The 25,084-nt window shown below is 63.0% G+C and carries 15 protein-coding genes; 6 read left to right on the forward strand and 9 right to left on the reverse strand.

The window, feature by feature from the left end; genetic code table 11:
- Positions 1 to 131: 131 nt before the first annotated feature.
- A complete protein-coding gene (locus tag VGO04_RS19445) occupies positions 132 to 1,313 on the reverse strand; it encodes a polysaccharide biosynthesis/export family protein (protein ID WP_327497605.1) in 1,182 nt (393 codons plus the stop codon).
- 405 nt (positions 1,314 to 1,718) lie between these two features.
- Between VGO04_RS19445 and VGO04_RS19450 the strand changes: the two genes are divergently transcribed.
- The 5 genes from VGO04_RS19450 to VGO04_RS19470 all read left to right on the forward strand — a co-directional run bounded on the left by VGO04_RS19450 (position 1,719) and on the right by VGO04_RS19470 (position 14,555).
- Entirely contained in the window at positions 1,719 to 9,227 is a 7,509-nt protein-coding gene (locus VGO04_RS19450; protein ID WP_327497606.1) for a type I polyketide synthase, read from the forward strand.
- Complete coding sequence (locus VGO04_RS19455) at positions 9,224 to 10,639, forward strand: aminotransferase class I/II-fold pyridoxal phosphate-dependent enzyme (RefSeq protein WP_327497607.1); 1,416 nt, start codon at positions 9,224 to 9,226, stop codon at positions 10,637 to 10,639. The genes VGO04_RS19450 and VGO04_RS19455 overlap by 4 nt, the downstream gene beginning before the upstream one ends.
- Before the next feature lie 47 nt (positions 10,640 to 10,686).
- Positions 10,687 to 11,526, forward strand: a complete 840-nt coding sequence (locus VGO04_RS19460; RefSeq protein WP_327497608.1) for an SDR family oxidoreductase — start codon at positions 10,687 to 10,689, stop codon at positions 11,524 to 11,526.
- A gap of 97 nt (positions 11,527 to 11,623) precedes the next feature.
- Entirely contained in the window at positions 11,624 to 13,216 is a 1,593-nt protein-coding gene (locus VGO04_RS19465; RefSeq protein ID WP_327497609.1) for an LTA synthase family protein, read from the forward strand.
- Between the two features lie 13 nt (positions 13,217 to 13,229).
- Positions 13,230 to 14,555, forward strand: coding sequence for a capsule biosynthesis protein (locus VGO04_RS19470; RefSeq protein WP_327497610.1), 1,326 nt, complete (start codon positions 13,230 to 13,232; stop codon positions 14,553 to 14,555).
- Positions 14,556 to 14,582: 27 nt separating this feature from the next.
- Here VGO04_RS19470 and VGO04_RS19475 read toward each other — a convergent pair whose 3' ends face one another.
- Entirely contained in the window at positions 14,583 to 15,755 is a 1,173-nt protein-coding gene (locus tag VGO04_RS19475; protein WP_327497611.1) for an MFS transporter, read from the reverse strand.
- Positions 15,756 to 15,803: 48 nt separating this feature from the next.
- Here VGO04_RS19475 and VGO04_RS19480 point away from each other — a divergent pair, with 48 nt between their 5' ends.
- Complete coding sequence (locus VGO04_RS19480; protein ID WP_327497612.1) at positions 15,804 to 16,328, forward strand: Lrp/AsnC family transcriptional regulator; 525 nt, start codon at positions 15,804 to 15,806, stop codon at positions 16,326 to 16,328.
- A gap of 66 nt (positions 16,329 to 16,394) precedes the next feature.
- Here VGO04_RS19480 and VGO04_RS19485 read toward each other — a convergent pair whose 3' ends face one another.
- The 7 genes from VGO04_RS19485 to VGO04_RS19515 all read right to left on the reverse strand — a co-directional run bounded on the left by VGO04_RS19485 (position 16,395) and on the right by VGO04_RS19515 (position 25,011).
- Positions 16,395 to 17,405: a KpsF/GutQ family sugar-phosphate isomerase gene (locus VGO04_RS19485; protein WP_327497613.1), complete on the reverse strand. Its 1,011-nt coding sequence runs from the start codon at positions 17,403 to 17,405 to the stop codon at positions 16,395 to 16,397.
- A gap of 144 nt (positions 17,406 to 17,549) precedes the next feature.
- On the reverse strand, positions 17,550 to 18,005 hold the full coding sequence (locus VGO04_RS19490) for an Rrf2 family transcriptional regulator (protein ID WP_327497614.1): 456 nt from the start codon (positions 18,003 to 18,005) through the stop codon (positions 17,550 to 17,552).
- 223 nt (positions 18,006 to 18,228) lie between these two features.
- On the reverse strand, positions 18,229 to 18,441 hold the full coding sequence (locus tag VGO04_RS19495; RefSeq protein ID WP_327497615.1) for a hypothetical protein: 213 nt from the start codon (positions 18,439 to 18,441) through the stop codon (positions 18,229 to 18,231).
- 556 nt (positions 18,442 to 18,997) lie between these two features.
- On the reverse strand, positions 18,998 to 21,538 hold the full coding sequence (secD, locus tag VGO04_RS19500) for a protein translocase subunit SecD (protein ID WP_327497616.1): 2,541 nt from the start codon (positions 21,536 to 21,538) through the stop codon (positions 18,998 to 19,000).
- Between the two features lie 111 nt (positions 21,539 to 21,649).
- Entirely contained in the window at positions 21,650 to 22,054 is a 405-nt protein-coding gene (locus VGO04_RS19505; RefSeq protein WP_327497617.1) for a hypothetical protein, read from the reverse strand.
- Between the two features lie 162 nt (positions 22,055 to 22,216).
- Complete coding sequence (locus VGO04_RS19510) at positions 22,217 to 23,824, reverse strand: 5-guanidino-2-oxopentanoate decarboxylase (protein ID WP_327497618.1); 1,608 nt, start codon at positions 23,822 to 23,824, stop codon at positions 22,217 to 22,219.
- Positions 23,821 to 25,011: a pyridoxal phosphate-dependent aminotransferase gene (locus tag VGO04_RS19515; protein WP_327497619.1), complete on the reverse strand. Its 1,191-nt coding sequence runs from the start codon at positions 25,009 to 25,011 to the stop codon at positions 23,821 to 23,823. The genes VGO04_RS19510 and VGO04_RS19515 overlap by 4 nt, the downstream gene beginning before the upstream one ends.
- Between the last annotated feature and the right edge of the window lie 73 nt (positions 25,012 to 25,084).

Genomic DNA, 25,084 nt, shown 5'->3' on the forward strand with positions numbered 1-25,084 from the left:
AGTCCAAGATCAATCACAGAATTTGAGCGACGACAAGCCGGTTCGCGTCCCTTTGGTCTCCCGCACGCGCACAAATAAAAAGGGCGCCGACCTATCCGGTGGGCGCCCTTTTAAAAAGCCGATGAACGTCTTCAATTGCCGTTGAGATTGTCGGCGATCGAGAAGCCGGAGTTGGCGATACCAACCGGCTGAGCAACGAAGTTGAGGAATTTCGAGAAATCGACCGACGGATGACGCGAGGCATAGATGACGTCGCGGTTCTTGACCGGGAAGGTCTGGCCGACGATCAGGCTGTCCGGCTTGCTCATGTCGAAGCGATAGACGATCGGGTAGCGCCCCTGGCTGTCGGTCTTCATGCCCTTGCGCAGCATCTCGTTGAAACGCTGCTGACCGAGCAGGCTCATGACGACGTCAGGCTCTTCGTAACGGAAGATGAAGTAGCCCTTCATGTCGAGCGTGTAGTCCGAGCCGCCGCCGGCAAGGCCCATGGCTTCGAGCAGGTTCAGGTCGTTTGCGCCGAATTCGACACGCTGGTTCGCCTTGACCGCACCAAGGATGGTGAAGCGGCGCGGATCGCGCGTCACGAAGATCTGGTCGCCCGGCTTGACGTGGATGTTTTCCGACGGGTTGTCGATAATCGACTTCAGAAGCACTGTTCCGGTCTTCTTGCCGCGCACCAGCGTTACATAGGTCTCGTAGGGCTGCGCAGCCGGACCGCCGGCCTTGGCGATCACTTCGTTGATCGTCTCGTCGACGAGGCTGAGCGGCACGACGGAGGATTTGCCGACGGCGCCGGAAACGGTAACGTTGCGCGACGCAGTGCTCATGCTGGTAACGATAACGTCAGGCTCGACCGCCTTTTGCTTCAGCGCCTCGAGGATTTCCTGGCGCGCCTGCTCCAGTGTCAGACCGGCAAAGCGCACGGGGCCGACATAGGGGATTGCTGCCTTGCCGTCGGGCTGAACGACGAGATCGATACTGGTCTGCTTGGAATCCTGCGTGGAGAAGAGGCCGTCGCTGCCGGCTTCGAAGATCGAAACTTTCAGCGCGTCGCCGACGCCGATCACCACCCGGCCGACACCGCCGCCAACGCCGAAACGGCGGTTGAGCGTCGAGGAGACATAGTCGGAAACGAGGCGCGCGGAACGGCCATCCACATCGACGATATCAAAGACGGTCGCATTCTGGCGGCCGATTTCGGCGCCGGACTGCCCGGCATCCTTGACGATCGCTCCCGCCAATGGCCCCTCACCCGGAACGGCCTGGCATCCCACGAGGGCAGAACAAAGCAGAAGGGCACCGACTCGTTTCACTACGACACTCCAAATTCAGCACAGCCATGATTTTACTCACAGTTCCGTACCGCATCATCTCCCGGCAGGGATTTCGCCGGTCTCTGAAAAGCACAATCGCCGTCTCACAACAAGTCACCCGAAGACCAAGACGGGCAAATTATTTGAAGCCGCGTCTTTCTGGTCATACCTTCGATACCTTGAGCGCGATTTGCCGCCCTGTCCGACTTGGACTGACGTTGCCAGCGTGTATATCTTCAGTCTTTGGGGTTGAAAGCTAGGGACTTTAAGTTAAAAGCTGACTAATGAGGCGGGACGAATATAACCGGGAAAACCGGGTAGCATAACGATTGGCGATTGCATTTCGGCCTCCGACCGGCAATTGCAGATGCAACTTTAACGGCAGTTTAGAGCGTTCGATCATACATGGCTGTTGAGATTATTGGGCGTGCATGCCTCGCCCCTGGAGCAGAATCGCCTTCGGCGTTGTTCAAACTTCTTCGTCAAGGCAAGTGCACCGTCACCAGCATTCCGTCGGATCGCTGGGACGTGGCGCGATTCTGGCATCCGGTCATGGGCACGCAGGGCAAGACCTACTCCTTCGCCGCCGGCGTGCTCGACCAGCTCTATGATTTCGATCCTGCCGTCTTCGGCATGTCGCAGCGCGAGGCCATGTATATGGACCCGCAGCAGCGCGTGCTGCTCCAGCTCGCTTGGCGCGCGCTTGAAGACGCCAACATCTCGGCAACATCCCTGCATGGCGAAAATGTCGGCGTCTATATCGGTGCGTCCAGCCTCGACCACGCCAATCTGACGGTCGAGGATCCGGCTGCCGCTGGTCCCTACTTCATGACCGGCAACACCCTGTCGATCGTGTCAAACCGCATTTCGCACATTTTCGGCCTCAGCGGCCCGAGCATGACGGTCGACACGGCCTGTTCCTCCTCGCTGGTCGCACTCGACCAGGCGATGCGGGCGCTGACTTCAGGCGAGATCGACACGGCGATCGTTGGTGGCGTCAATATCCTTGCTCACCCCCTGCCCTTCGTCGGCTTCGCCCAAGCGCGCATGCTGTCGCCGGAAGGGCTTTGCCGCGCCTATGACAACGACGGCGCCGGCTATGTCCGCGCCGAAGGTGGCGTGGTCTTCGTCCTGCGCCGCTCCGATCGGGCGCGCCGGGAGAAGGATCGCAGCTACGCGCGCATTGTCGCGACCGGCGTGAACTCGGCCGGCCGCACCAACGGCATTTCGCTGCCCTCACGCGAGGCTCAGGCCAATCTCCTGAAGGCGATCTATGAGGGCAACGGCATCGACGCCAACCAGGTGGCCTTCGTCGAAGGTCACGGGACGGGCACCAAGGTCGGTGACCCGGCCGAAGTCTGGTCGATCGGGACCGTCATCGGCGCCAAGCGCCGGGCACCCGTGCCGATCGGCTCGATCAAGTCGAACATCGGCCATACGGAACCGGCGTCGGGCCTCTTCGGCATGCTGAAGGCCGTCATGGCGCTCGAAAACAATTACCTTCCGGCTTCGCTTCACTTCGATACGCCCAACGAACATATCGACTTCGACGGCCTGAACGTCCGCGTGACCGCGAACCCGATCGAACTTCTGCGCGGCAAGCGCGCGCGTCTCGCCGGCATCAACTCGTTTGGCTTCGGTGGCGCCAATGCCCACGTGGTCATCAGCGACCCGGAACCGGCGGTCGACGAAAAGACCTCCAACCCGTCCTCGTCCGGTCACGTCTTCCTCGCAAGCGCGCACACGGCCTCCAGCCTCGAAGCCCTGCTCAAGGACTACAAGACGGCGTTTGCAAATGCGTCCAAGGGCGAAGTCCGCTCGATGGTTGCCGCATCGGGTGCCAACCGCACCCATATGCGCCATCGTTTCGCAGCCCGCAGCGACCAGCCCGAGGATATCGTCCGCGCGATCGCAAGCCATCTGGAGAAGGCCGGCTCGGGTATCGGCGAGGTCGGCGAGGCCGTCGTTCGCGACGCCAAGGTTGCCTTCGTTTTCTCCGGCAACGGCTCGCAATGGGCCGGCATGGGCGTGGAAGCATTCCGCGAGAACCTGCACTTCCGCCAGTGTTTCACCTCGGTCAGCGCGCTGTTCAAGTTCCATTCCGACATTGCGCTCACGGACCTCCTGACCGATCCGGATCTCGACAAGAAGCTTGCCGACACGAAAATCGCCCAGCCGCTGCTTTTCGCTGTGCAGGCGGCGCTTTCCGATTCGCTTGTCGCCATGGGCATCAAGCCGGTCGCGGTCTTCGGTCACTCCGTCGGTGAAATTGCCGCGGCCTACGCCGCCGGCGCGCTTTCGCTCGTCGATGCGGTTTCGATCGTCGCCAAGCGCTCGCTGCACCAGGACCTGCTCGCCGGTCACGGCACCATGGCCGCCGTCATGCTCGGGGAAGAGGCGGCCCGCGCCTTTGCCGAAGCCCGCGGTTTTGACAATCTCTGTGTCGCCGCGGTCAATGCCCATAACTCCGTGACGATTTCGGGACCGGCCGACCAGATCTCGGCCTTCCGCGACGCCGCGCGCAAGGCGAAGATCCCGGTTCAGATCCTCGACATCAATTACCCGTTCCACCACCCGATCATCGACAGGGCGAAAGATGCCTTCCTATCAGACATTCCGGACATTGCCCCGCGCCGCACGGAGCTGACCTATCTTTCCACGGTCACCGGTGCTGCACTGGAAGGCACACAACTAGATCCGGACTACTGGTGGAAAAACGTTCGCGAGCCGGTCCGTTTCCAGGCGGCCGCCGAAGCTGCGATCGAAATGGGCTGCCGTCTGTTCATCGAAATCTCCCCCCGCCCGATCCTGTCCTCCTATGTCAAGGAGACGATCAAGCAGGCAGCGGCCCCTGGCATCATCGTGCCGACACTGCTCAGGGACGTCGGCGAAACCGGTCAGGATCCGATCTCGGCAGCGATGGCGCGCGCCGTGGCCCACGGGGCTGTCGTCGACACGACCCGGGTCTTCGGCAAGCGCAACGCATCGATCGCGCTTCCCAGCCTGCCGTTCGAACCGGTTGAACTGCGTCCAACGGCAACCACGGACGCCACCGATCTTTTCGGCCGGACCGCCAAGCCCTACCGCCTGACCGGCTGGCGCAGCGATCCGAACAGCGGCAGCTGGAAAAACCATATCGACGCCCATCTGTTCCCGGACCTCGCCGAACATGTCGTCGATGGCAAGGCAATCCTGCCGGGCAGCGGGTTTATCGAAATCGCGGTTGCGGCCGCACAGCAGTTCTACGCCAGCGACGAAGTCGAGATCACCAATCTCGAGATCGTCCGGCCGCTGGAACTGAGCGACACGAAGATCATGGAGCTGTCGACGGTGCTTTCGCCGGAGACCGGCGATATCGAGATCCGCTCACGCGAACGGCTGTCCGAGGACGACTGGGCCGTGCATGCGGTCGCCCGCTGCCGCAAGCCGTTGCCGGCAGAAGTGCGCGCCTATCCGTCGCTGGCCGGTCTGGCCAAGACCGCAACCGTAGCGCCCGCCCGCGCCTATGAGACGGCAAGGCAATTCGGTCTCGATTACGGCCCACGCTTCCAGCTGCTGGCAAAGGCGATGGCCTACGGCGACCGGCTTGTCGATGTCGAACTGAAGCCGGCTGACGCCACTGGTCACCCACTGGTTACCTATGCGCTGAACCCGATCTCGGTCGACGCGACTTTCCACGGGCTGGTGGCGCTCTTCGACCGGTTCACCGGCGACAAGAGCGGCGCTCCCTATATTCCCGTCCGCTTTGGTTCGGTGCGTGTCGTCAATGGCGGCCTGCCGATCGCGCGCGCGATGATCGAGATCGAGCGCGTCAGCGCCAATTCGATCAAGGCCAAGTTCCACTTCTTCGGCAAGTCGGGTGAACCGATCGCGCACTTCGAGGATTGCCGCTTCCGCCGGACCTATTTGCGCAAGCACAAGACACTCGACGCGTTGTCCTTCCACTACGAAGCGGTACAATCGGACGTCGTCCTGGCGGGCCTTCAAAGCACCAGCCTGGCGCCGGTATCGATCGCCATGCCGGCCGCAGACGGGGCGGGGGTCGACAACGCGACGCTGCTCTTCAACGCCGCCATATACCGCGCCTGCCAGGAGATCGCCCTCACGCTTGCCAAGGGGCGCGCGACGATCCATGGCAACAACTTGCCGGGCGACTTCGCCTTCCAGTGTTTCTTGACGAGCTGCCTCTACGTCCTGGAGGACGCCGGGCTTTGTCAGCACAAGGATGGCGTCTGGACGATCGCGCAAGACTTCAATCTGCCAAGCGTGGCCGAAATCCTGCGCGAACTCTACGGCGAGCGGCCCGACCGCGCCGTCGAGGCTGTTCTGATCAACAACGCCTATGCGGAAGCCCTTTCCCGCATCGAGGCCCTGCAGTCCGGCAGCGAAGCGGCCCCTGCTCCGAGCTTCATCAGCGATGCCACGCTCGACCATCAGGCGGTTCATTCGGACACGAGCCGGCAGCGGATGGCCCTCGTGCTCGATGCGCTCGAAAAAGCGCTCGTCGCCCTGCCCGCCGGCATGCGGCTTCGCATCGTCGAACTCGGCAGCGTGTCGACCGGTTTCACAAGGCGCCTGGCGACGCTTGCCGAAAGGCATGGCGCGAGCCTGACCGTGTTCGAAGCGCGCGACAATGCCCAGCGCGGCCTTGAGCTTGCATTCGAGAACGACGCGCATGTGCGCATCCTGAAGAAGGGTGAGCTCGCAACCCTCGCGCCCTTCGATCTCGTCGTCAGCGCCTCCGACGGGTTCTACAGCCTGATCGAAGACGACGTTGCTGCCCGTAGCGCGCTTCGCTCGACGCTGCGCGAAACAGGCGCCCTGGTCGCCGCCGTCAGTGCGCCGTCGTTGTTCAACGATTTCGCACTCGGACTTTGCGAGGGCTGGTTTGCCCGCAGCCAGACTGCGGAGTTCCCGATCGGCAACCTTGCGGCCGTTCCGCACTGGCAGAAGTGCCTCGGCGATCTCGACCTGCGCAACATCGACGTTGCGGACGTTGAATGCGCAAGCGGCAACATCATCGTGATCGAAGCCCGAGGGGCGGCAACGACGGCAGCCGTTGCCGAAGCTCCGGCACCTAGGCCCTATCTTGAGCTGCATATTGCGAACCGCGAGCGCAACCAGCCCTTAGGTTCGGCCATCCCCGTTGGCTTGACCGGTGACACGTCGCCGGACAAGGCGGCGCTTCTCGAGGCCTTCGCAGCCTTTGGCGATCAGCCGATCCGGGCCGTCTTCCTCGCCTCGGCGGCATTGACGTCGCGCACGGATGTATCGGCATCGCTGCAATCGCAGATCCTCGCCCTCGGCAACTTTGCCGAAGCGCTCCGCCAGCACATGGGCGGGGCTGAGCCTGCGGACGACAGGCGGCCGCGTCTGGTGCTCGTCGCCCCGGGCGGCGCCCCGATCGCCAGCCGGATCGTCGGTGCCGCGGTTGCCAGCGACGGTGTGAACGCGGGCCTCTGGGCCTTCGCGCGCGTCCTCCAGAACGAGTACGAATTCCTCGACGTGCATGCGCTCGACATCGACGGTGCTCCTTCCACAGTGAAGCAGATGGCGACGGCGTTGCCTCTGCTTAGCGCGGTAGGCGACAACCGCGAATGGTTGCTTGAGGGCGAAGGTGCTGCGCTTTCTGAGATCCGTGCGGTGCCCGGCCCGGTCGACAACGCGCACGCAGCGACGGTCTCCTTCAACGCCGCCACGATCCGTCAGCGCGTCAGCTCTCAGGTCGGCAGCATCGTCTGGGAAGAAAGCGATGTTCCCCCTGCAGGTCCCGGCGACGTCGTCGTCGCGGTTGCTGCGACCGGCCTCAATTTCCGCGACGTGATGTGGGCGATGGGCCTCCTGCCCGAAGAAGCGCTTGAAGACGGTTTTGCCGGCGCGACGATCGGCATGGAGCTTTCCGGCCACGTCGTTGCCGTCGGCGAAGGTGTCGACGATCTTGCGGTCGGCGATGCCGTCATGGCGATCGCCTCCTCGGCGTTCTCGACCCATGCCGTGGTGTCTCGTGCAGGCGTCGCCAGATTGCCGCAAACGGTGAGCCCCGTTGCGGCTGCGACGGTTCCCGTCGCGTTCCTCACCGCCTACTACGCCATGGTGGAGCTTGGCCGCATTCAGCCGGACGAGACGATCCTCATCCACGGTGCGGCCGGCGGCGTCGGTCTCGCCGCTTTGCAGGTTGCCAAGCTGAAGGGCGCCAAGGTCATCGCCACGGCCGGCACGCGCGAAAAGCGCCGCTTCCTGTCGATGCTGGGCGCCGACCATGTGTTCGATTCCCGCTCGCTCGGCTTCGTCAACGACGTTCGCGCCGTGACCGGTGGGGAGGGCGTCGACCTCGTTTTGAACTCGCTCTTCGCCGAAGCCATGGAGCAGAGCCTGGCGCTGGTGAAGCCTTTCGGCCGGTTCCTGGAACTCGGAAAGCGCGACTACTATGCCGACAGCAAGATCGGCCTTCGGCCCTTCCGGCGTAATGTCAGCTATTTCGGCATCGACGCCGACCAGCTGCTCGTCAACCAGCCGAAGCTCACCAAGCGGATCTTCACCGAAATCGGCGCGCTGTTCGAAGACGGCAAGCTGACGCCGCTGCCCTACCGCGCGTTCGATTTCGACGAAATCGGCAATGCCTTCCGGCTGATGCAGAATGCCGGACATATCGGCAAGATCGTCGTCCTGCCGCCGGTTGCCGGCAAGCATCGTGTCGCCAAGCGCCCGCATGGCGGCATGAAGGTCGATCCGAACGGCGTGCATCTCGTTGTCGGCGGTATCGGCGGGTTCGGTCTGGCCGCTGCCAACTGGCTCGTCGAAAAGGGTGCGAAGAACATTGCCCTCTGCTCGCGCCGCGGCCTGGCCGATGCCGAGACGACGGCAATGATCGAAACCTGGGCGAAGTCCGGTGTATCGGCTACCGTCCATGCCTGTGACGTCACGGACCTGTCGGCCACCGAGCGTCTGCTCAAGGAGCTGCGTGCCATCGGCCCGCTCCGCTCCGTAGTGCACGCAGCCATGGTTCTCGACGACGCGTTGATCAGCAACCTCACCCGCGAACGCAACCGCCCGGTCATCGACACCAAGGCCAAGGGCGCTGCCGTTCTCGACGCGCTCACGGGTGGCGACAAGCTCGACAACTTCATCCTGTTTTCGTCGGCGACGACGCTCGTCGGCAATCCGGGACAGGCGAACTACGTTGCCGCCAACGGTTATCTCGAAGGTCTCGCTCGCGCCCGCCGCGCTCGTGGTCTTGCGGGCCTGGCCGTCGGCTTCGGCGCGATCGCGGACAAGGGTTACCTGGTCCAGAACACCGACGTGAACGACCTGCTCGCCAAGCGTATCGGCAAGACGGCGCTGAAGGCACAGACGGCGCTCGACATGGTCGAAAGCCACCTGGCCTTCGATCCGGACACTGTCGATGCGGCCACGGTGATGATCTCGGAAATCGACTGGTCGGCTGCGCGCAACCTGCCGGTCGCCAAGAACGCGCTCTTCGAAGTCATCCTGCGCAGTGCCGACCAGCATGCGACCGGCGGCGAAGGCACGAAGATGGACCTCGTCGCGATGATCGAGGGCAAGTCGCCTCAGGAGGCCGAGGATATTCTCTTCGACCTCGTCGCCGGCGAAATCGCCGCGATCCTGCGCGTATCGAAGGATACGGTCACGCGCGCCAAGGTGCTGAAGGAAATCGGCCTCGACAGCTTGATGGCGGTTGAACTTGGCATGAGCTTCCAGCAGAACACCGGCTTCGACATGCCGCTCAGCGGCGTCGCCGACAACACGACGGTTGGCGATGTCGCCCGCAAGCTCTATGAGAAGGTCAGCAAGCGCGACCAGAGCGACGATGCCGAGCCCGCGGACGACAAGATCGTCAGCGAACTCGCACAGCGCCACGTCGGAACGGCGAAGGAAAAAGCACAAGGCCAATGAGCACGAACGGAAACGGCCCAGGCGCGTCCAAGATGACCAGCAGCCTCAAGGAAAATCTGCTGGACCGGATGAGAAACACGCATCAATCCTCCGAGCGCAACCGCATGGCGCGCTCGGAGCGTGAGATGCCGCCACCGGCGCGCCGGCAACAGGCCCGTTTCGAAGACCTGCCGGAGTACAAGCAGGTGATGACCCAGAAGTTCGCAAGCGAGCAGCTTGGCATCGCCAATCCGTTTTACCGCGCGCACCAGACGGCGGCCGGCGCGACGACGGTCATCGACGGTCGCAAGCTAATCAACTTTGCCTCTTACGACTACCTCGGCCTCAATCGTCACGCTGAGGTGCTGGCCAAGGCACGCGACACCATCGGCACCTTCGGCATATCCGCCTCGGCAAGCCGGCTCGTTGCCGGCGAACGCCCGGTGCATGTGGCGCTGGAAGAAAAGATCGCCGGCTTCTACGGTGTCGATGCCGCCGTCTGCTTCGTCAGCGGCTATCTCACCAACGTCGCCGCCATCAGCTGCCTGATAGGGCCGAAGGATCTCGTCGTCCATGACGAGTTCATTCACAACAGCGCGCTTGCGGGCATCAAGCTCTCGGGCGCGACGCGGCGTCTGTTCAAGCACAACGATGTTGCCGATCTCGAGCACGTGCTGCGGACGGTCGCGGGCGACTATCGCCGCATCATGGTCATCGTCGAGGGCATCTATTCGATGGACGGCGACGTCGCCGATCTGACGGGTCTTTTGAAGCTGCGGTCCGAATACGGTTTCTGGCTGATGGTCGACGAGGCGCATTCGCTCGGCGTGCTCGGCAAGACCGGCCGCGGCCTTGCCGAGCATTTCGGCGTCGATCCGCACGAGATCGACATCTGGATGGGAACGTTGTCGAAGACCACGTCGAGCTGCGGCGGCTATATCGCCGGCAGCGAAGCGCTGGTCGAGGTCCTGAAGGCGTCTGCCGGCGGCTTCGTCTATAGCGTCGGCCTCGCACCCGTCCTGGCGGCGGCTGCGACCGCGAGCCTCGACGTGCTGGAACGCGAGCCGGCGCGGACGACAGCACTGCGCCGCAACGGCGCCCTCTTCCTGAAGCTTGCCAAGGAAGCCGGACTGGACACGGGCCTTTCGAGCGGCTTTTCCGTCGTGCCTGTCCTTGTCGGCGATTCCCTGCGCGCTGTTCAGCTTTCGAACGATCTGCTCGCTGCAGGCGTCAATGCACTGCCGATCATCCACCCGGCCGTTCCCGAGGGGCTTGCACGCCTGCGCTTCTTCATCACCAGCGAGCATACGGAAGAACAGATCCGGCGGACCGTGACGCTGACGGCCGAACGGCTGACGGAGCTGACGGAGCGCAACTTCGGGCTCGGTGGGATCGACATCGATCAGATGATGAAAGCGCTCTCGGCACGCTGAGCCGAGACCATCGCAGCCGCCGGACATGCAATGAGCGGAAAACCAGCATGACGCATGTGATCATCACCGGTGGTTCGAGCGGTATCGGATATGCACTTGCAACGATCTACGTGGAGCGTGGCGCGCGCGTCTCGCTGATTGCCCGTTCGCGCGATCTGCTGCAGCGCGCGCAAATCGACCTCGCTTCGTCCAAGGGTACCAGCGCCGACAACATCCGGATCGAAGCAGCGGACGTTGCGCTGGAGGACGAACTCGTCGCCGCAGTCCGGCGGTGCGAGACGGCTTTCGGGCCCTGCGACATCCTGGTGACGTCGGCGGGGATCGTCGAACCCGGCCGTTTCGAAGAGCTCGACAGCGCGTCCTTCCACCGGCAGATGGAAACCAATTTTTCCGGCACGGTGCATGCAGTGCGTGCCGTCTATGACGGCATGAAGCGGCGCGGCCGTGGCCGGATCATGATGATCTCCTCCGGTGCCGGCCTCATCGGCGTTTACGGCTACTCGGCCTACTGCGCTTCGAAGTTCGCTCTGCACGGCTTTGCTCAGGCGTTGCGTGCGGAAGCACGGCCTCACGGTGTCGGGATCTCGGTGTGTTTCCCACCCGATACGCAGACACCGCAGTTTGAGCGCGAGCTCGCAACGCGCCCTGCGGAAGCGGCCCGGGTGATGGGCACGGTCCGGCCCTGGCCGGCGGATAGGGTCGCGAACAGAATTGCCGACGGCGTCGACCGGGGTCGGTTCGAGGTCTATTTCGGCGCGACGCTTTTCCTGCTCGGCCGTTTCGGACCGGCGGTCCGCCCACTTCTCAATTGGTGGTTCGATCGGGCCATTGCGCAGGAGAGCCCGTCCGACACGCATAATCGTGGAGTGTCGGAGCGGCAGACCTGACAACGCTTGTACCTGCCAGCGATAGGATTTAAGTGTCGAGCGGATGCTGTGCCGCATGAAGCGGCGTCGCCCGGCATGAAGACATGAAGGTTTCCGCTTGGCGTTGCTTCCATTTCAGCTGCACGACTACCCGATAACACTCACGCTCTGTTGTTATCTGCTGTCCTGTGCGGTGATTTTCTTCACCGACCGTTTTGCGTTGCCCAAGCGCGAGAGGCGTGCCCATTCTTCGCCGTTCGGGCGGACGCAGGACGCGGTCGACGCGCTCGCCCGTCTGCCGGTGATCGCGCTGGTTTTCGCCGGCTTTTTCGCCGGTTCCTGGCGGCCGCTCTATGCGGCGGCCGGCACGATGAGCTTCTTCATCATCTTCACCGGCATCTCCCGCGCCAAATTCAAGTTCATCCGCGAACCCCTGATCTTTTCAGACATCGCGCTTGTGGTCGACGTCTTCAAGTACAAGACGATCTTCTACGCGAGCTCGCTCAACGTCGTGTTCTGGACCGTCGCCTTCCTCTACGTCTTCGGCGTTTCCGGCCTTTACATGTATTTCGAGCCGGCGATCCTGCCTGATCGGGGCAAGGCGTTCTGGATCCTGGTGATGCTCGGCATCGCCTATGGGCCTTGGCTTTTGCTCTTCTATGGCCCGGTCAACCGGCCGACGGCAGCACTGGTACAACGGCTGCTCAAGGTGCTCGACGTCAAGATGAACACGGTGCGCTTCGGCACCTTCGGCTCGGTCGTGTTCCGCTTCATCGTCTGGCTCGGGGTCCGGCGTGAAAAGATTGTTGCGGAGCTATCGGAGATCGTGAGGGCGGCCGTACAGGATCTGATCGGCGACAACGGCTCGCCGCTGATCGTGGTCTGGCAGTCGGAATCCTTCATCGACATGCGCCATTTCGGCGTCGATACATTGAAGATGCCGACGCTCGACCGCCTGCGGCGCGAGGCGGTCCAATGGGGTCGGCTCAGCAGCGTGTTCGAAGGTGGTTATACGCTTAGAACGGAGTTTGCCGTCATCAGCGGCCTGGTGCCCGACGACATCCATGTCGATGCCAGCTATCCTTATCTCAGGGCCTCGCACTATGCCGACGTGGTCTGGCCGGGGAAGATGAAGCGCGCCGGATGGAACACGCATTTCATCCATCCCTATGACCGCACCTTCTTCCTTCGGCACAAGGCAATGCCGCAGCTCGGCTTTTCCAAGCTGACCATGCTCGATGGCTTCGACCATGATCCCGCGCGCGACGGCCCCTATGTCTCCGACGCCCGGCTGACGGAAAAGGTGATCGCGGCATGCGACGCGTTGCCGGAAGACGACAGCGGCTTCGTCTTCGTCGCTTCGATGGCCAATCACGGACCGTGGGAACCGGGCCGTGTCGGCGATCTGAGCAATCCCGTCGATATTTATCTCGCCATCCTCGAACAGTCGGATGCGGCGCTGAACACATTGAGCGCTCACCTCGACACGCTCGACCGACCGGTCTGGCTCGTCTTTTACGGCGACCACGCGCCCCTGCTCAAATCCTTTGCCGACCCCTTCCCCGATCCGCGCACGGACTACCTGATCGTCCCGCTTGCCAAGGCGAAGGCGGCGAACCATCGTCCAGTCGAACCAAAGGGCGTGGAAGCCTGGAACCTGATCGAGGCGCTGCTCAAGCACGCAAACCTCAGAAAGGATACGCTGCGCTAGCAGCGGTGAGCGAATGGAGAAGGCTTCGGCGACATCTGCGCGAGCGCGCGAACACAAAGGGCGGCGGGTGTTCCTGTTCCTGCAAGGCCCTTCGTCGCCCATCTTCCGCAAGATCGCCGACCGGCTCGAGGCCCATGGCCACAGCTGCCTGAGAATTAACCTCAATGTCGGCGACCAGATCTTCTGGCGGCGCAAGGGCGGTTTCAATTATCGCGGCACGGCCGCAGGCTGGCCCGGCTATTTGGAAACTTTCATTGCCCGCCATGGCGTTACCGACATGCTGCTGCTCGGCGAGGAACGGCCCTACCATCAGGCGGCATCCAAGGTCGCCGGCCGCGCAGGTGTCAGCGTCGCCATCGTCGAAATGGGCTATCTTCGGCCGGACTGGCTGACGCTTGAACGCGACGGCATGTCCTCGAATTCGCATTTTCCCGATGACCCGGAACGCATCCTTGCGGCAGCCGGCAATATTCCGGAGCCGGATTGGCGCAAGCGTTACAGTCAGACGTTTCTCGCCGATGCGAGCTACGACCTTCTCTACAATCTGCCGAACGTCTTCTTCTGGTTTCTGTTCCCCCACTATCGCCGGCATGCGATCTTCCATCCGCTTGCGGAGTATGCCGGGTGGATCCGAAGACTCCTTGGCGAAAAGCGGCGTACAGCCGAAGCCGAGGCGACGGTTGCCACGCTGCTGGCCGATGACGCGCCCTACTTCGTCTATCCGTTGCAGCTCGAAACCGATTTTCAGCTGCGAGCCCATTCGCCCTTCCATAGTCAGAAGGACGCAATTTCGGACGTGCTCGCCTCCTTTGCCGCGAACGCACCGCAAGATGCGCGCATCGTCTTCAAGGTGCATCCGCTCGACAACGATCTCATCCCATGGCGATCGCTGATCGAGGCAAGGGCGGTTGCGCTGGGCTTGGGCGGGCGCGTCTTTTATCTCGACGGCGGCAACCTCGATGCGCTGGGCGAAGCGTGTGCGGGCATGGTGACGGTGAACTCGACGGCCGGATTGCACGCGCTGAAACAGGGGCGGCCGGTAAAGGTGCTCGGCGCTGCCCTGTTCAACATTGCCGGGCTGACAGACCAGCAGCCGCTCGACGCTTTCTGGACGGCGCCCAAGGCGCCGGACGCGGAACTCGGCATCGCCATGTTCCGCCTGCTCGCTGCCTCGATCCAGGTGCGCGGCAATTTCTACTCACGCGCCGGAACCGACGCGGGCGCCGAGGCCATTGCCCAGCGACTGAATGAGAACAGCCTGAACGAACCGGGCGCTTTCGTCGATCCGCCACCGCGCCGCAGACCGGTAAAGCGGGCGAAGGCAACTTCCGCCGCCTAACGAAGGCCGCCCGCTTGGCGGACCTCGTCAGCGGCGCGCCATTGCCGCGGCGATTGCGGCTGCCACCATCAGCCCTGCAGCGATGACGGGCAACGCGGAGAACGACACCCTCGCATAGACCATGCCGAAGCCGATTGTGCCGGCAAAAAGCGAGAGATAGGTGACGCCGCTGTTGAGCCCCATGATCGCCCCGCGCTTGGCGGGATCGAGGCCTGTCAGCCGCATGATGAGCACGTTAAGGCCGAAATGATTGGCAAGCCCCCAGAAGAAGACGACGACCAGCATGGCTGAGTAGGAAGCGCTCGCAGCCGTCATTGCGCCATAGACGCCGGCGACCACAAGAAAGATCAGGGGCAGCAGCCTTTCGGCACCGAGACGGTCGATCAGTCTGTCGAGGAAGGCAGCCGCGCCAAAGCCGAAACCATAGGAAACGGCGATGAGCCCGTTGGCGCTGACGGGCAGGCCAAGCGCTGTGTGCAGGTGCTCGCCAATATAGGCATAGACGCCGTAAAAGGCGGCCATGAAGGCGGCGCAGGCAACCAGCAGCGGCGCGACGCCACGCACGCCGAGCGCCGCCAGCGGCGACGTCGCCTTCCCTGCGAGCCCTTGCGGTACTGACGCCAGCCTGACGGCCCCGAACGCGACCAGAGTTGCGGCGGCGACAATGACGTAGACGGCGCGCCAGCCGGCGAAATCGGCAATTGCCGCCGCGACCGGCACGCCAGCCACCATGCTCAGTGTCCAGCCGGTCAGCACCAGGCCGATCGTCTCGCTCTCGCGCCCAGCCGGCGCAATGACCGAAGCCAGCGTGTAGATGGAAGGAAGCGCGATGCCGGCGGCAAGGCCGACGGCGAGCTGGGCCGCGACAAGGAAAACAAGCGCTGGCGCGGCTGCGCTGACGGCAAGCCCGGTCGCCAGCAGCAGCAAGGCCACCGCCAACATGCGGCGCGGACCATGGCGGTCGATAAGCGAGCCAAGAAAGACAGCACTGACGGCGGTTCCGAGACCAAAGGCAGCAGAAGCTGTCATCACGGACGGAACGCCGGTGTCGAGGCTTGCCGCCACTTCCGGCGCGATCGGACCGAGCGCCAGCGAATTGGAGCCGATGACGCCGATACAGCCGGTCAGCACGTAGGCGAAGGGCGGTATCCGTGCCTTGGTCGGCGACGCCGGCGAAAGTGATTGATTGAGGTTCGTCATTTCTCCATGATCTCAGAATGATGTTCAGCCACAAGAGGGAAAAACGGAATGGATCAAAATACAGATGACGTTCGGCGGAAGCGCCCGCCAGAGCGCGACCTCGACGCAATGGACCGAAAACTATTAAGCGTTCTGGTCGAGGATGCGACCACGAGCTATGCCGAACTCGGCGAGCGCGTCGGGCTTTCGCCACCGGCCGCGCACGAACGGGTGAAACGGCTCAGGCGTTCTGGAGCGATCCGCCGCGTGTCTGCCCAGATCGATCCGGAGGCCGTCGGCAAGACCCTGCTCGCCTTCGTCCACGTCGACACGACCGGCTGGGGCAAGACGCAGGCGCTGCTTGCGATTGAAGAATGCCCGGAGGTGGAGGAAATCCACTCGGTTGCCGGCGACACCTGCATGCTTTTGAAGGTTAGAACCGAAAGTACGCACGCATTGGAGGGTCTGCTGGCACGTCTCTACGACACGCCCGGCGTCAAGGCGACACGCAGCTATGTGGTGCTTTCGACCTATCTCGAGCGGCCGGTGCAGCCGGGCACGACGAGCGCCTGGCCCGCCGTGGTAAAGGGCTAGATCGTTAATTGCCACGCAATTCCAGACGGAGAAACTGGCGGCGCACCGTCTACGGACATCCGGCGATCAGACGACGCCGGCGCGCAGGAGATCGTGGATATGCAGGATGCTCGTGGGCTGCCCTGCATCATCGACGACGAAGAGGACTGTGACCTTGTGCTGTTGCATGAACTCCATGGCGCCGCTTGCAAGAACGTCGCCGCGGATCACGCGCGGATTGCGCGACATCACGGCCTCGACCGGCTGCAAAAGCAGATCGCCCGACATATGGCGACGCAAGTCGCCGTCGGTGATCACGCCAACCAGCTTGCCACCGTTCTCGACGATGCCGACGACGCCGAACCCCTTCGACGACATTTCGATGAGCGCCTCGCTCATCGGCCGGCCCGTCTCGATGAGCGGCATCTGCGCGCCCTCATGCGCCAGTTCGCGCACCAGACGCAATTGCGCACCGAGCTTGCCGCCGGGGTGGAAAGTCTTGAAGTCTTCTGCGGAAAAACCGCGCCGCTCCAGGAGGGCGATGGCGAGCGCATCACCCACGGCAAGCTGCAGCATGGCCGATGTCGTCGGCGCGAGCCCATGCGGACAGGCTTCCTGCACCCTTGGCAGCACGATCGGCACTTCGGAATTTCGCGCCAGCACGCTGTCGCGGTTGGCACAGATCGAGACGATCGGCACGTTGAAGCGCTTGGCGTAGGTGAGCATGTTGGCAAGCTCGGCCGTTTCTCCCGACCAGGAGAGCAGGATCAATACATCCTGCGAAGTGACCATGCCGAGATCGCCGTGGCTCGCTTCGGTCGGATGCACGAAGTAGGCCGAGGTTCCTGTCGAGGCGAGCGTTGCTGCGATCTTGCGGCCGATGTGGCCGCTCTTGCCGACGCCGGAGACGACGACGCGGCCCTGGCTCTCGCCGATCAGTTCGACGGCGTCAACGACACTACGGGAAAAGACTTCGTCAGAGCCGAACTGGTCCGCAAGCGCCTTGATGCCGGTCATCGCAGTCGTCAGCGTCCGGCCGATCGATTCCAAGGCCGCAAGCGCACTGCGCCCATCCACCGATGCATGTCTCAAACCCATGATGACCCCACTTCTGCGAAGACGTTGTCGCACGCCTCAATGCCGCGACAGACCATTTGAGGGCAGATAAGCGCTTTTTCTTGGCAAACCAAGTCTTGCAAGCAGGTTCCGAGGGAAATCTGTCACAAACGCAGGCGTTTTTCGTCAGCCGGCCCGCATTTCTTCAACGGTTTCGAGCGGCATCGACTTGTCGGCGGCGAATTCTTCGAGCGTCATCGAATCGAGGATCGCCGCCACGGCATCGCGCACCGTGGTCATCGACACCCGCACCTGACAGGTCTCGGGGTCGTTGCAGTCTTCGCAGACTTCGTAGGCCGTACGGCTGGCACAGCGGATCGGCGCCAGCGGCCCGTCCAGCGTGCGGATCACGTGACCGATGCGAATTTCGGAAGCGGGGCGCGACAGTGAATAGCCGCCGCCGGGACCCTTTTTCGAACGCAGCATGCCGGCATTACGCAATTCGAGCAGGATCGTATCCAGGAATTTCTTCGGGATATTGTTGCGTTGGGCGATCTCGGTGATGAAGGCGGTCTCGCCCGGCCCCAGCCGTGCAAGATCGACCAACGCCTTCAGACCGTATTTTCCCTTCTTCGTCAGCATTCCGGCACGCTTTCCCTGCGGTTCCCCAAGAAACGGGAATCATCCGCGCAGATGCAAATGTTATCCCGGCATAGCACAAGAAACGTACTGCCAACATATATTTATACTGGGGAATTGACCGAAGTCGCGACCGAAGCTTTAGCCGCGGCCGGCGCGATGCCGAAGATCAGGAATAGCCTCAGAAAGAAAGCACAAGGAAAGCCTTCCGGCATTCCTTGCCTCCTCACGCGGCCGCGCTGTGACCCTGCCGGCTTGCTTGCACGGCCTGATGGGCCAGCAACTGACGGATCGCGGCACGCGCCTCATCGGCCGAGCCGAAGCGCTTCGCGTCCAGATCCCAGACGTGATACTTCACAGCCAGGAACTTGAACCGATCTTCATCCGGGACAACAACACCGACGGCTTCGCCGCCAAATTCGATAACTTGCTTGCTCATGCAAATAACGCTCCTTCCACGCCTGCAGCGCGGAAACTTTCAATTTCGGCAAAAGATAAAGTTCGAGGGGTTCGAAGGTCACATTCGGCAGAGATTGCGAATCTGACGTTTTTTCTCTGTTGCGCGACAAAGGAGACGCGTGCCGAAGAAGGCGGCGGTCGAGACGGTTTCGGACATGTCACACTCCTTTGGCTGGCCCGGCATCAGCATGCCGGAGCGTTTGATGAACAACCGTGAGGCGGAGTCCCCGCATCACGTATTTTGCAAACTAGAATAATCTACCAATTCCGTCAATTAAAAAGATGAAGACGCAGAAAAAAATTCTTCACCCTTCAATTTCCAGGGGTCCAGGACGCAAAATCCATTCTCCCGTACCGGAGCCGGTGACCCACGCTATCTAGGAAGCGAAGAATCAGTCTGCAAGGCACGAGCGGGATAAAGACAGCACAATCGGACAAAAAAGGGGCGGCCCGTCGGGCCGCCCCTTCACGTTTCATATCCTTCCGGCCGAACGGGTCAAATCTCAACCCACGCTCCGCCAGACGTTGACAATCGATCAGGCCGCCGGCGTGCCAGCCTGCGGCGTGCTTGCGCCTGTGCGGGAGCCTTCCCGATCCTTCCACCAACGATTGAGGAAGAGCAGGATCGGACCGCCGATATAGATCGACGAAGTCGTTGCGACGATCACGCCGAAGATCATCGGCCAGGCGAAGCTCTTGACGGCGTCGCCGCCCCAGATCGCCATCGGCACCAGCGAGAAGGCCGTTGCCATCGACGTGAAGATGCATCGCGCGATCACCTGGTTGATGCTCATGTCGATGAGATCGGAGAACGGCATCGACTTGTACTTGCGCAGGTTCTCGCGCATGCGGTCATAGACGACGACCTTGTCGTTGACCGAGTAGCCGATCATCGTCAGCAGGGCGGCAATGGCCGTCAGGTTGAAGTCGATACCGGTCAGCGCAAAGAAGCCGATCGTCTTGGTGATATCGAGCAACAGAACCGCGATCGCGCCGACGGCAAAGTGCCATTCAAAGCGGAACCAGATGTAAAGCAGGATCGCCACCATGGCGAGGCCGACCGCGAGGAAGCCCGAACGGGCAAGCTCGGTGCTGACGGTCGGACCGACGACTTCGGTGCGCTCGAAGCTCGCATCCGGGATCGTCTGGACGACGGCATCCTTGATGCGGTTCAGCGCCACCGTCTGCTCCTGCTCGCCGCCCGGCTGACGCTGGACGCGGATCAGAACCGACTTGTCCTGGCCGAACTCCTGCAGCGCCACTTCGCCGATGTTGAGCGCCTCGAGGTTGTGACGCAGCGTCGGAAGATCAAGCGTGTTCTTCGAGGTGGTCTCGACCTGGATACCACCGACGAAGTCGATGCCATAGTTGAGGCCCGGGGTGAAGAACAGCACGACCGAGCTGATCGACAGGAACGCCGACATGCCGATGGCGACGAAGCGGCCCTTCATGAAGGAGAAGGACGGAAGCTTCGGAACCTTGCCGAACAGCGACGGGATCTCGAGCTTCTTCATCTTCCGGCGGACGACGACTTCGCGCATCATCAGACGCACGACGGTGATCGAGGTGAACATCGAGATGATGATGCCGAGCATCATTGTGACCGCGAAGCCCTTCACCGGACCGGAGCCGAAGGCGAAGAGGAGTACGGTGCCCGAAAGCGTCGTGACGTTGCTATCGATGATGGTGGCATAGGCCTTGTTGAAGCCGATATCGAGCGCTTTCATCGCGCCCGCGCCGCCTTCCGTTTCTTCTCGGATACGCGCATTGATCAGAATGTTGGCGTCCACCGCCATGCCGATGCCGAGAATGATACCGGCGATACCGGGCAAGGTCAGCGTCGAGCCGAGCATGGCCAGAAGCGCGATCGTCAGGATCGTGTGCAGCACCAGGCCGACATTGGCGATCATGCCCCAGGCGCCATAAAGGACGACCATGAGGGTGACGACGAGGGCAAAGCCGGCAAGGCCGGTATAGATGCCCATGCGGATCGAATCCGAGCCAAGGTTCGGACCGACGGAGCGTTCTTCGATGACGGTCAGCGGCGCCGGCAGGGCGCCCGAGCGCAAGAGTGCCGACAGAACGGTTGCTTCCTGTGCGGTGAAGTTGCCGCTGATCTGGCCGTTGCCGCCGATGATCGGCTCACGGATGACCGGGGCCGTCAGGACCTTGCCGTCGAGAACGATGGCGAAGGGCCGGCCGACGGCGGCCTGGGTGATTTCCGCGAACTGGCGCGCACCGAGCGTATCGAAGGTGAAGGATACGATGGGTTCATTGGTGCGCTGGTCAAAGCCGGCCTTGGCATCGGCCAGGCGCTCGCCCGAAATCGCAACGCGGCTTTCGACCGCGTATTTGTTGTTGTCGTGCGCACCCGGCAGAATGTCGACACCACGCGGCGGCGGCTGGTTCGGATCCACGGTCTGGTCGACCATGTGGAAGCTCATTTGCGCCGTCGAGCCGAGAAGCTGACGCAGTGCCGTCGGATCTTCGAGGCCGGGGAGCTGGACGAGAATACGGTCGGAGCCGACGCGCTGGATCAAAGGTTCGGCGACGCCGACGGTATCGACGCGCTGACGGATGATTTCAAGGCTCTGCTCGACCGCCTTGGTGGTGCGGTCCGCAAGACCCGCCTCGGTCATGGCAACGTTGATGGTGTCGCCGTCCTCGGTGACCTCGATATCGGAAGCCGAACCGCCGAAGCCGAGCGTGCCGACCGGAGCGGCCAGTTCCTTCAGCTTGGGCAGAACCTTTTCGCGGTCGGCCGGGTCTTCGATCTTCACGGTGATGGCGTCACCGGCGATGCGAGCCGAGGAGGCCGAAACGCGCTCGGCGCGCAGCGCCCTTCGCGTATCGTCGAGCAGCGTTTCAAGGCGTGCCTTGCGCAGGCCGTTGGCATCGACCTCGAGCACGAGGTGCGAGCCGCCCTTGAGGTCAAGGCCGAGGGTGACCGGCTTGACCGGCAGCCAGGCGGCGAATTGTTCACGTTGCGCTGGCGTCAGCACGTTGGGGAGCGCCGCGACGCATCCGAAGATGATCACGGCGACATAGACGAGAATCGCCCATTTGGATGTACGCATGGTGTGGTTCCAGAAGTGCCTGTGCGGGCGCAGGGCGCATCGTCAGGACTTGTTTCGTCAATGACCAAGCCGCGGTCGAAACCGGCAACCAGCCAAAATCTATGGGACGGATCAGGCGCGGGGCGGCGCGCGAATTTGGGGGCCATGGTTGGGCTCCCCGCCCAAATTTTGCCGGACGCGGCCGGGAAGTCTGCCCTGCAATTGATGGGGAAAAGCAAGCTCCGCCAGCATCGGCAGCAGGGCCGGCATGCCGTCGTCGGCTGCAGACTTCGCATCCTTGCGCTCGGCGGTGAAACGGAGATCGGAAAGTGGGGTTGCCCGCGAGACCTGCCGGGCCGCGGGGCGGTCGCTTGACCCCGTGTCGGTGGCGTTGCCTGCCTGGGCGCCCGAAGAGGACCGCGACGGCATGCTCTGCCCGACAGAGATGAGCTGCATGGAAAACGAGGCACAGAACAGCCACAGCACGGCAAGAAGCCGGCCGGCCTGCATGTTCTTGCTGCCACCCATGCGGTCCATAGAGGACGCGGTCCCTTTCCGTTGGCGCTTTAGCGCCAGCGCGTCAAATTTAGCGCGAATGCCGACCTTAATGAAAAAACGTGGCCGGAATCGAGCAAGAACGCTCTTAACACCATTCTGGGCCGGAAAAGTCAAACCCGGCCCATGCTATCGCCAGCGGCCTCAGGCGGAGATGCCGCTGGTTCGCCTCTCGTGGATTTCGATCAGCGACGGTCCCTTGCGGTCCGCCGCGGCGACCAGCGCCGGCGCCAGATCGGCGATCGAGGCAAGCCTTTGCCCTTCGACGCCGTAAGCCTTGGCAGCGAGCAGGAAGTCCGGCGCCGAAGGCTTGACGCCCTCGGGGGTGACACCGGCATCGACCATATAGGATTCGATTTCCTGGTAGCCGTCATTGTTCCAGACAAGGAAGATCACCTTCGCCTCGGCATCGACCGCCGAGCCGATTTCGGCGAGCGAAAACTGGAAGCCGCCGTCGCCGACAAGGCAAACGACCGGCCGCGACGGCTCGGCGACCGCAGCGCCAACGGCGGCCGGCGGGGCGTAGCCGAGCGAGCCGTAGCCGGTCGCGGAATTGAACCAGCTGCGTTGCCGCGGCGCGTCGCAGTAGAGGTTGCCGGCATAGACGGCCTGCGTGGAATCACCGACGACCGTGCAATCCGGCAGCGTCCTGTAGATCGTTTCGATGATGGCGATCTCGGCCCGCATCTTCGCAGTCAGTTCCTTCAACGCCGCGCGCCGCGCGGTTTCAGCGCGGGCCGCGCCGTCCTTCCTGGTGTGGCCCGGCAGGAAGGCGAGGATGCCGGATGTCGCAGCCTTCGCGCCGGACAGGATCGAAAGTGCCGCATGCGGCCCGCGCGCCAGCTGTGCGGCATCGATGTCGGTGCGGATGAGATTGCGCAAGGCCGGGAAGCCGCCGTCCGCGTACATGTCGTAGTCCGTCTGGCCCATTTCGGTGCCGAGCGCCAGTACGAGATCGGCCTCTTTCAGGAGAGTCCGCACGGCCTTGAGACTTGGGCTTGCCGGCACGCGCAACGGGTTTCCAGCGAGCATGCCGCGGGCGTTGACGGTGGTGACGACGGGAGCGCCGATCTGTTCGGCAAGCGACGTCACCTCGGCCTCAGCCGTCAATGCGCCGCCGCCGCAGATGATCACCGGCCGCGAGGCGTCGGCGCACAGGATAGCTGCGCGTTGCAGCGTTTCGCTGTCGGAGCGCGGACGCGTTGCGGTCGCAGGGCGCACCGCCTGCGGCGCAATCTTCGCCGACATGACGTCGGTCGGGATCTCGATATGCACCGGCCCCGGGCGGCCGGACACGAGCACGGAGAAGGCCCGGTCGAGGACGAAAGGCAGATCCTGTGGGTTGAGGAGCGTGTGCGAATAGAGCGCCAGCGTCTTCATCATACCGTGCTGATCGGGAAGCTCGTGCAAGAGGCCTCGACCGTGGCCGAGGGAATCGCGGCGATTGACGCCCGAGATCACCAGCATCGGGATCGAATCCTGCCGCGCCTGCGCCATCGCCGTGATGGTGTTCGTAAGCCCCGGGCCTGTGATGACGAGGGCTACACCCGGCTTGCCGCTGACACGGGCATAGCCGTCGGCCATGAAACCCGCGCCCTGTTCGTGGCGCGGCGTCACATGGCGGATCTTTGACGCTGCCAGCCCGCGATAGAGCTCGACGGTGTGAACGCCGGGAATGCCGAAGACCACCTCGACGCCATTGGCCTCGAGCAGGTCGACCAGGACTTCACCAACTGTCTTTTCCATGGTCATGCGCGGCGCTCCTTGCGCTGGCTGGCGCGCTCGGCAAGCGCTGTGATGCGCCGGCAGGCCTCGTCGATATCGTGGTCCGGCACAGTCAGGCTGACGCGCAGGTAGTTCTGCGCCTCGTCGCCAAAGGATGACCCGGGCATGACGGCAACCCCCTCTTCTTCGAGCAACGCCCAGGCAAACGCATCGCCGTCGAGACCGGTTCCGGAGACGTCGATCAGGATGAACATGCCGGCCTCCGGGGCGAACACCTCGATACCGGGTGCTGCCGCGAGAGAAGCCACGATCTGTGCAGCGCGCGATTTATAGGATTCGCGCATCCTGCGGGCCGTATCGATGTCATGGGTCAGCGCATAGGCGGTCATGTCGGCGATGAAGGGCTGCGTGCCGAAGAGCATCGTTTCAGAGACCGGCAACAGCCGATTGGCGAACTCGACCGGGCCGACCGCCCAGCCGCTACGGAAGCCGGGTGCGGCGTGCGACTTGGAGATCGACGAGACGACGACGGTGCGCTCGGCAAGGTCAGGATTGTCGAAGGGCGAGGCGAAGACGGCATCGAACACCAGTTCTTCGTATACTTCGTCGCAGACGATCCAGAGATCGTGGCGGCGGGCGACCTCGCCGATGGCGGCGATCTCTTGCGCCGTCAGCACGGCGCCGGTCGGATTGTGCGGCGTATTCAAGAGCAGAACCCTGCTCTCCGGCGTGATCGCCTTTTCGAGGTCAGCCGCCTGCATGTGGAAGCCGAATTCGGGTTTGAGCGGCACCAGCACCGGATGGGCGCCGGTGGAGCGGATCACGCCTTCGTAGGTCGCATAGAGCGGATCACCGACGAGCACGGCGTCGCCGGCTTCCGCCAGACCCAGGATCACGGCGAACAATGCCGTCTGGGTGCCGGGGAAACACAGGACGTTTTCCGCCGTCACGTCGCTCCGGCGCTTGCGATATTTTTCCGCGAGCGCCGCCACAACGGCGTGTTCGCCGCGTCCGTTGGAATAGCGGTAGCGACCGGCGTTCATCGCGCGCTGGCATTCATCGAGAAGCGCGCGGTCCGGCGGCAGGTCCGGCTCGCCGATCGTCAACTCGATGATGTCGGCACCACTTGCCTTCAACTGGCGGGCACGAATATGCAGCGACCATTTTCCGGAGCCGAGATCGGCGAGACGTTCGGTGATGGACGCGTAGCGCATGCGGTGTTCTCCCGTTTTCATTGTTTTGTGTTTCCGATCGAGGTGCCGAGCAGCGCTTCGACCGACGACATGG

This window comes from Ensifer sp. (assembly GCF_035999185.1).
Lineage (GTDB): Bacteria > Pseudomonadota > Alphaproteobacteria > Rhizobiales > Rhizobiaceae > Ensifer.

What these genes read in the sequence shown, in the direction of transcription:
- VGO04_RS19450 (WP_327497606.1), top strand. Translation starts at nt 1,719, where the DNA reads ATGGCTGTTGAGATTATTGGGCGTGCATGCCTCGCCCCTGGAGCAGAA.
- VGO04_RS19455 (WP_327497607.1), top strand. Translation starts at nt 9,224, where the DNA reads ATGAGCACGAACGGAAACGGCCCAGGCGCGTCCAAGATGACCAGCAGC.
- VGO04_RS19460 (WP_327497608.1), top strand. Translation starts at nt 10,687, where the DNA reads ATGACGCATGTGATCATCACCGGTGGTTCGAGCGGTATCGGATATGCA.
- VGO04_RS19470 (WP_327497610.1), top strand. Translation starts at nt 13,230, where the DNA reads ATGGAGAAGGCTTCGGCGACATCTGCGCGAGCGCGCGAACACAAAGGG.
- VGO04_RS19475 (WP_327497611.1), bottom strand. Translation starts at nt 15,755, where the DNA reads ATGACGAACCTCAATCAATCACTTTCGCCGGCGTCGCCGACCAAGGCA.
- VGO04_RS19480 (WP_327497612.1), top strand. Translation starts at nt 15,804, where the DNA reads ATGGATCAAAATACAGATGACGTTCGGCGGAAGCGCCCGCCAGAGCGC.
- VGO04_RS19485 (WP_327497613.1), bottom strand. Translation starts at nt 17,405, where the DNA reads ATGGGTTTGAGACATGCATCGGTGGATGGGCGCAGTGCGCTTGCGGCC.
- VGO04_RS19490 (WP_327497614.1), bottom strand. Translation starts at nt 18,005, where the DNA reads ATGCTGACGAAGAAGGGAAAATACGGTCTGAAGGCGTTGGTCGATCTT.
- VGO04_RS19495 (WP_327497615.1), bottom strand. Translation starts at nt 18,441, where the DNA reads ATGAGCAAGCAAGTTATCGAATTTGGCGGCGAAGCCGTCGGTGTTGTT.
- secD (WP_327497616.1), bottom strand. Translation starts at nt 21,538, where the DNA reads ATGCGTACATCCAAATGGGCGATTCTCGTCTATGTCGCCGTGATCATC.
- VGO04_RS19505 (WP_327497617.1), bottom strand. Translation starts at nt 22,054, where the DNA reads ATGGACCGCATGGGTGGCAGCAAGAACATGCAGGCCGGCCGGCTTCTT.
- VGO04_RS19510 (WP_327497618.1), bottom strand. Translation starts at nt 23,824, where the DNA reads ATGACCATGGAAAAGACAGTTGGTGAAGTCCTGGTCGACCTGCTCGAG.
- VGO04_RS19515 (WP_327497619.1), bottom strand. Translation starts at nt 25,011, where the DNA reads ATGCGCTACGCGTCCATCACCGAACGTCTCGCCGATCTCGGCTCCGGA.